Below are 6,799 nucleotides of genomic sequence, written 5' to 3' on the forward strand. Positions count from 1 at the left end.
GCGCAGCCTGGCGCTGCCCGGCAGCCAGCAGCGTCGACAGCCGTTGCAGCGTCGCAGCCTGACATGGCAAGGCAATCGGCTGCAGACCCGCTAACGGCGCAGGCAGCCGCGCAGCAGCCTGCATTGGCCACATCGGTCGGTATGGATTCGCCGCAAGACATGCGAGCTGTTGTGCCTTCTGCTGCGGCGCTGTCCGAGGCAGAGGCATCGCCGACAGCTACGGCTGCGCTCGCGCAGCAAGTCGACAGCGTCGCAGCCGCGCGTCCCGCTTCAGTCGCCAGACTGAGCTCGCTGCCGGCATGGCGTGCAGACATCCGCGGTCTTGGCTTCCGCTATGACGCTGACGAAGCGTATGCGCTGCGAGACATCGACCTCACGCTCGCCACAGGCCGCCAAGTCGCGGTGGTCGGGGAGAGTGGAGCCGGCAAGAGTACATTGATCCGGCTGCTGCTCAAGCTGCGCGACTACGAGGAGGGTAGCGTCACACTGCAAGGTCGCGAGCTGGCGATGATGACAGCCGAGGCTGGCCGCTCTCAGTTCGCGGTCGTCTCGCAGCAGGTGCAATTGTTCAACGCTACGGTCGCCGACAACCTGCGGCTCGGCCGCCCGGACGCGCCGATGGAGGTACTCCGCGAGGCTGCGCGCATCGCGATGCTCGAGCCGGTCATCGACAAGCTGCCGCAGGGCTACGATACGATCATCGGCGAGTGGGGCGCGAGACTGTCAGGAGGCGAGCGCCAGCGGCTCGCGCTGGCCCGGGCGCTCGTCCTCGATGCGCCGGCGCTGCTGTTCGACGAGCCGGGCACCGGACTTGATCCGCTGACCGAGCTGGCCTTCGGCGAGAAGCTGCGTCCGCTGCTGGCGGGCAAGGCCGCGCTCTGGGTGACGCACCGGCTCGCCGGACTGGAGACGATGGACGAGATTCTCGTGTTGCAGGATGGTCGGGTCTGCGAGCGCGGCACGCATGCCGAGCTGATACGCACCCGAGGCGCGTACTACCGCATGTGGCGCTTGCAGCAGCAGGAGGCTTGGGCTCGCGTGCTGGCGTAACGTGATGCTGCGTGCGTTTCGTCCCTACCGCTCTATATAGCCGTACGGTATGCACCGTCAGATGCTATCCTTGTGCAGCTTTCGCCTTTGATCACCGCCCCGCCTTTCGAGGTTAGGGGCGGTTTCGCGTTGTTGAGCGTTAGTAACGATTCGCTTGAAGAAGCGTCGTTCATCCGGGACGGGGCCGCCTGGGGCGGGGGAGTCTTCGCGCCACGAATATTCGGGTGCTATACTACGATCAGACAGGTTTGATGGAGCGAGGTTGCAGGTTGCGCTTCGCAGCGGGCCTGCGTGATGTCGGATAGTCGCCCGAGCGCGGTCGTGCCACCGGCCCCCTCGCGCTGGTTAGCTTTCGGAACATCGTTTATGGAGAGGAGTCCTGGCCTTGCGATATACGACAGAGATCGCTTGTACAGCATATTTGACACTATACGAGCAGAAGAGACGGATACAATCGTTTCTGATCGACTACTTCGGCACCAATCGCATGTTTTGGATCGAGACGAGTTTGTCCATGATAGTTACACGAGACGAAGCCGTTTATTTTACCTGGTTAAAGGAAGGCAAGCCGGACCGAGCTGAGCAAGAAATGTTCGTGTTCGAATGGAGAGAGAAGCGGGGCGAGTCCTTGCGGTTGAAAGCGAGCTTCCTGAACAGGTTGACCGAGGATACGAGGCAGCGGCAGTTTGACTCGATCGTCGCAGACATCCAACGCCATCTGGCGGAGCCTGTAACATCGCTGCGTATAACGCCAAAAGACGAGATCGTCATTGTCGAGCAATTCCATCGACGGGGCGACGGCAAGATCGGGTATGGGCTCTATCCATATGCGGAGGATGAGCAGGGGCGGTGGCGCGCACAGCTTGGTACCAGCCTATGGATTTACGAGGTTGATTTTGATTTGCTCTACGAGGGCATCCGGCAGGTCTATCCGCTTCAGCTGGAGGAATTTGATCCGACCGGATTGAATATTATCGGCCAGTCGGACTGGGATGTGATATGCCATCACTGGGCAGGACTGGCGCATGCCAATCCGTCCAGTGCCGAATTCCTCGACTATGTCAGCCATTGGACGGCAACGACGCTGTCGCGTGTGGACAGGATAGCGGTCCAAGGAAACTTATAATGCCAGGCGCCCCCGCTTGGTCTGCCCGGCGGTTCGATGCATTCTCGCGCAAGAGGAAGGCGGGGCGGTTGGCCTCGCGCAGCCGCAGGTAATCGTTAGAGCAACGCTTCGGCGATCAGGCGATCGAGCTTGCGGATGTCGATGCCTTTGCGCAGGTTAATTTTGATGGCGCCGGCCTTCGTCCATAGCTCGACCTCGGCATTCATATCCAGGAAGCTCCCGGCGTTTTCGGTCGACCACATATGGATCGACTCGTAGGGGAGCGAGTAGATCTCCACTTTTTTGCCGGTCAGCCCTTGCGCGTCCCGGACGATCAGCCGCTTGTTAGTAAATACGGCGCTGTCGCGGATCGTTTTGTAAGCGGCGACGGCGCGTTCTCCGTCGACCAGCAGGGCATTTACATCGTCAGGCACCGGGCATTCGGAGATAAAGGTCCATTGGAGCAATTGCGGCATACCAGACATGGTTCGGCCTCCTCTAATTTTTGGCTCATGGCTCATTTCATAGTAGGTTCGTGTTGAGCGGCCGCAATCCTCTTTTTTCCTGATCCCTGCGGCGATTAATTTTCGTAACCAAGGCACAACGCCAGCGTATGTATCATACACATCCTAAACATCCTATGCAGCAATCCGAGCTACAGACTCTCACATAGAAGAAGAGGTCGACATCGATGACTACCCAGCACCACAACAACGCCGAGCGCCACTATCGCATCGCAGAAGAGCAAGCCTCCCAGTATCTGACGGCGCTCTCAGGCTACCTCCAGACCGGGGAGCATATCGGGGCGCTGACCGAGGACTTCCGGCTATGGCAGCCGGGACATATCGGCGTCCTGAGCTGGGGAGCGAGGCTCGTCCCGGGCAAGCGGGATAGCGATCCGGACGAGAGGTATATCCGCTGGCTGCACCGCACAGGCAAGCTGGACGCTTATCTGGAGCGGAGCGTCACGTATCTGTACATGCGCGATCTGGGGCAGTCGCCTAGCGACTCGGGTACAGTCGCGGCGATCCGCCGTATGACGGAGCGGCTGAAGTCTACCCTGACACGCCCCCGCGAAGGTCCGGGTATCGGCAGGATCGGCCACGCTGCTCTCTACCGCTGGGCGCAGTCCGAGGGCGTCGAGTCGGCGGCGATCTGGCTGATCGCCAAGCTGCGCCAGGTGGCGACTAAGCTGCCCGACGAGCTCGAGGCCGAGCATGCGCAGCGCAAGCTGATGAAGATTATCGTCGGCGTCGTCCTCCATGCGCTCGAGGAGCTGGGAGAGGAAGCGGACGCCGACCTGCGGGCGCGCACGATCGATCGGGCGATCCGGCTCGGCTACGCCTACGGGCTCACCTATCCATTCATCGACGATCTGCTCGATTCGTCGGCGCTGACGGATACGGAGAAGCTGCGATACGCCGAGGCGATCCGCATGGTGCTCCTGACAGGAGAGGTTGCTCCGCTCCGCGAGACGATCCCCGAGGAGCGGCCGCTGCTGGCTTATGTGTACGCCGAGCTGAGCGAGGCCTTCGCGCTCATCAAGCGCGAGCAAGCGCCGGATGCGCTCCGGCAGTTCCTGGCGGAGGCCTATGTTTTTTTTCACGCCCAGGAGCTCGATCGCGCCAAGACGCTGAGCGATGACAGCTACTCTGTGGAGGAGTTGTACGTGCCGGTCATCCTGAAGTCGGCCCACTCCCGGCTGATGGCCCGCGCCGTGGTCGGCGCGACGGAGGATGAAGGCTTCAGCCGGCGGACGTTCTATTATGGCCTGTACAACCAGTTGGCTGACGACTTCGCCGACTTGGCGGACGATCTGGCGGCAGGCGCGGTGACTCCCTACACCTACTATATGACACACCGCGAGACACGGCCCGATCTGCTCCATCCTTACGCGCTCTATTGGGCGGTGATCGGTTATCTCATCCATCATGTGTACGAGGGCGACCCGGCAGCGCGGGACGTCATCCTGAGCCGGGCGATCAATGGGTTGAAGCGTTGTCGCGTCAGGCTCTGCGAGGCCCGCTACGCGGACCTGATGGTATCGCTGGCGCTGCCGGACGGAGCGTTCCATCGTCTCATCCAGCGGATGGTCGAGCGCGCGGGCGAGGTGGATTTTTTCGACAAGCTGCTGCGGGATCGACTGGCGACGCATCTCCGGGAGTCGCGGGCGTCGCAGAGACGCTTCGAGGAGGCGGCGCGGCAAGCCCGGCAGCGGATCGACGCCGCGTTGCCTCTTGTACCCGGTGCGGAGCATCCCGGACAGGTATGCAGTACGGGTGCGCGCTCTGAGACAACGGCGGCTGGCGGGCTGGATGCAGTCCGCACAAGCATAGGTCAAGACGCGGACACCGACGGACGGCGCGAGACGACGGGACAGCTCGCCGATCCGCTGCTGGAGGCGGCCGACTATATGGTGGGCGGCGGCGGCAAGCGGCTGCGACCGGTGTTGAGCGCCGTGTACGGCGAGGAGGTCTATGGCCTGTCGCTTGATTCGCTGCTGCCGCTGCTGCGTTCGCTGGAGTACATGCACACCGCCTCGCTTATCTTCGACGACCTGCCGTCGCAGGACGATGCCGAGCTGCGGCGCGGTCGGCCGACGCTGCATCGCGTCTATGACAGCGCGACGGCCGAGCTGACCGGTCTGCTGCTCATCCAGCGCGCCGTGCAGGAGCAGAGCCGCCTCTCCGGCTACGATGCGCAGGCGGTGCTGCGGCTCATCCGCTACTCGGCCGAGCAGGCAGAGACGTTGTGTCGCGGTCAGGCGATGGATCTGCGAGCCAAAGGACAGACGCTAACCCTCGAGCAGTTGGAGACGCTCTGCTATTACAAGACCGGCATCGGCTTCGAGGCGGCACTGGTCATGCCCGCGCTGCTCGCCGGGACCCCCGAGTCGGAGCTTGAGCGATTGCGGCTGTTCGCGCGTCATGCCGGCGTCGCTTTCCAGATCCGGGACGACTTGCTCGATGCCGAGGGCGATCCGGAGCTGCTGGGCAAGCCGGTGCGTCAGGACAGGAGCCGAGGCAGAGCCACTTTCGTGACGCAGCTGGGCGTAGAGGGCGCGCGGCGACAGATGTGGGAGCGCTACTGTCTGGCGGCCGAGGCGCTGCAGGGATTGTCGCGCGGCGGCGAGATGCTGGCGCAAGCGCTCGATTATATGGTTCACCGGGAACGGTAGACAGACGGGCGGCGAGCCCGTCCTGCCCCGGAGCGGATTGACGCTTCGGGGTGTTTGCGATGAGCGGGTTTCGGGTAAGGAGGGTAAGGCAGTTTTTCTATCCATTTTTGCTTATACAGCTAGCTCTCCAGCCGCAATAGGGCGGCTTCAGGCTAGGTCGATAGTGATCCGCAATTACCGGATTTGCAGGACATTTAACCTATTTTTGGCAAGCTTCGTCGCATGTTTGGGGAGGGTTATGCTATGATATCTGCATCCGAACATACGATCTGTTTATGCGAGAGGAGACCTTGGGGTGCAAGAGACGATCAAGCCGCCTGCAGAGGCGCTGTATGCCGAACAACTGGAGGCGCTCAGAGCGACGGATAGCGGCGCCCGTCCGCCGCATTGGCTGTTGTCGCCGCGGGCTGTACGAGACTTCATCATCGGGCGGGACGAGCCGATCCTTCACGAAGGGCGGGAGGTGCCCGTCACACGCAAATTCTATGGCAACGATGTGCTGATCGAGCGAGCCGTCGTCACGCTGGCGGGCAATCGCGGCCTCATGCTGGTCGGCGAGCCCGGCACAGCCAAGACGATGCTCAGCGAGCTGCTGGCCGCCGCCATCTCCGGCACCAGTCTGAATACGATCCAGGGCACGGCGGGGACGACCGAGGATATGATCAAATATTCGTGGAACTACGCGATGCTGCTGGACAAAGGCCCCTCCGAGACGGCACTTGTCCCTTCGCCGCTGTATCACGGGATGAAGCATGGCGTCCTCACCCGATTCGAGGAGATTACGCGCTGCCCTGCCGAGGTGCAGGACAGTCTGATCAGCATTATGAGCGACAAGGTGATGAGCATCCCGGAGCTGGAGGGCGGGGTGCTGTTCGCAAAGCCTGGATTTAATATCATCGCTACGGCGAATATTCACGATAAAGGCGTCAACGAGATGAGCGGCGCCTTGAAGCGCCGCTTTAACTTCGAGACGATCAAGCCGATCGCAAGTCTGAATATGGAAGCGGAGATCATCGCCTCGCAGGCAGCGACGCTGTTGCGTCATAGCGGCGTAGAGACCGAGGTCGACGGCGCGGTCGTCGAGCTGCTGGCGACGACGTTCATGGAGCTGCGGCGCGGCATCAGCCGCGAGGGCTACAAGCTGGATGTGCCGCAGGCGACCTTGAGCACGGCGGAGGCCGTCTCGGTCTACGTCCAGAGCGCGATGACCTCGTATTACTATGAAGAGGGCGGCGTCGGACTGGATCGGCTCGTCCAGAATATGCTGGGCACGATCGCCAAGGAGAATGCGAAGGACCTCGCCATCCTGAAAAATTACTTCGCCAAGGTGGTCAAGGAGCGGGCTTCCTCCGACGAGCTGTGGAAGGCGTACTACGAGGAGAAACGATGGATCGGGTAGCGGCAGGGGAGGACGAGACAGTCCCACTCGCAGGGGCAGCGGCCGCCGCGCTGGCGAGCGTGGCGGC

5 protein-coding genes are annotated in these 6,799 nt (G+C 62.1%); 4 read left to right on the forward strand and 1 reads right to left on the reverse strand.

Features of this window, described 5'->3' with window-relative positions:
• Positions 1 to 159 precede the first annotated feature (159 nt).
• The gene (locus PA598K_RS34465) at positions 160 to 1,050 is read left to right on the forward strand and encodes an ABC transporter ATP-binding protein (RefSeq protein WP_185602413.1); all 891 of its coding nucleotides are present in this window, start codon (positions 160 to 162) and stop codon (positions 1,048 to 1,050) included.
• Positions 1,051 to 1,435: 385 nt separating this feature from the next.
• The gene (locus tag PA598K_RS34470; protein WP_128661232.1) at positions 1,436 to 2,176 is read left to right on the forward strand and encodes a hypothetical protein; all 741 of its coding nucleotides are present in this window, start codon (positions 1,436 to 1,438) and stop codon (positions 2,174 to 2,176) included.
• 95 nt (positions 2,177 to 2,271) lie between these two features.
• Here PA598K_RS34470 and PA598K_RS34475 read toward each other — a convergent pair whose 3' ends face one another.
• Positions 2,272 to 2,640, reverse strand: coding sequence for a PH domain-containing protein (locus PA598K_RS34475; protein WP_128661233.1), 369 nt, complete (start codon positions 2,638 to 2,640; stop codon positions 2,272 to 2,274).
• Between the two features lie 206 nt (positions 2,641 to 2,846).
• Between PA598K_RS34475 and PA598K_RS34480 the strand changes: the two genes are divergently transcribed.
• Together PA598K_RS34480 and PA598K_RS34485 are read left to right on the forward strand one after the other, a co-directional pair.
• Complete coding sequence (locus tag PA598K_RS34480) at positions 2,847 to 5,333, forward strand: polyprenyl synthetase family protein (RefSeq protein ID WP_128661234.1); 2,487 nt, start codon at positions 2,847 to 2,849, stop codon at positions 5,331 to 5,333.
• 295 nt (positions 5,334 to 5,628) lie between these two features.
• A complete protein-coding gene (locus PA598K_RS34485; protein ID WP_128661235.1) occupies positions 5,629 to 6,732 on the forward strand; it encodes an AAA family ATPase in 1,104 nt (367 codons plus the stop codon).
• Positions 6,733 to 6,799 lie beyond the last annotated feature (67 nt).

Source organism: Paenibacillus sp. 598K (assembly GCF_003851045.1).
In the GTDB taxonomy this organism is placed as follows: domain Bacteria; phylum Bacillota; class Bacilli; order Paenibacillales; family Paenibacillaceae; genus Paenibacillus_D.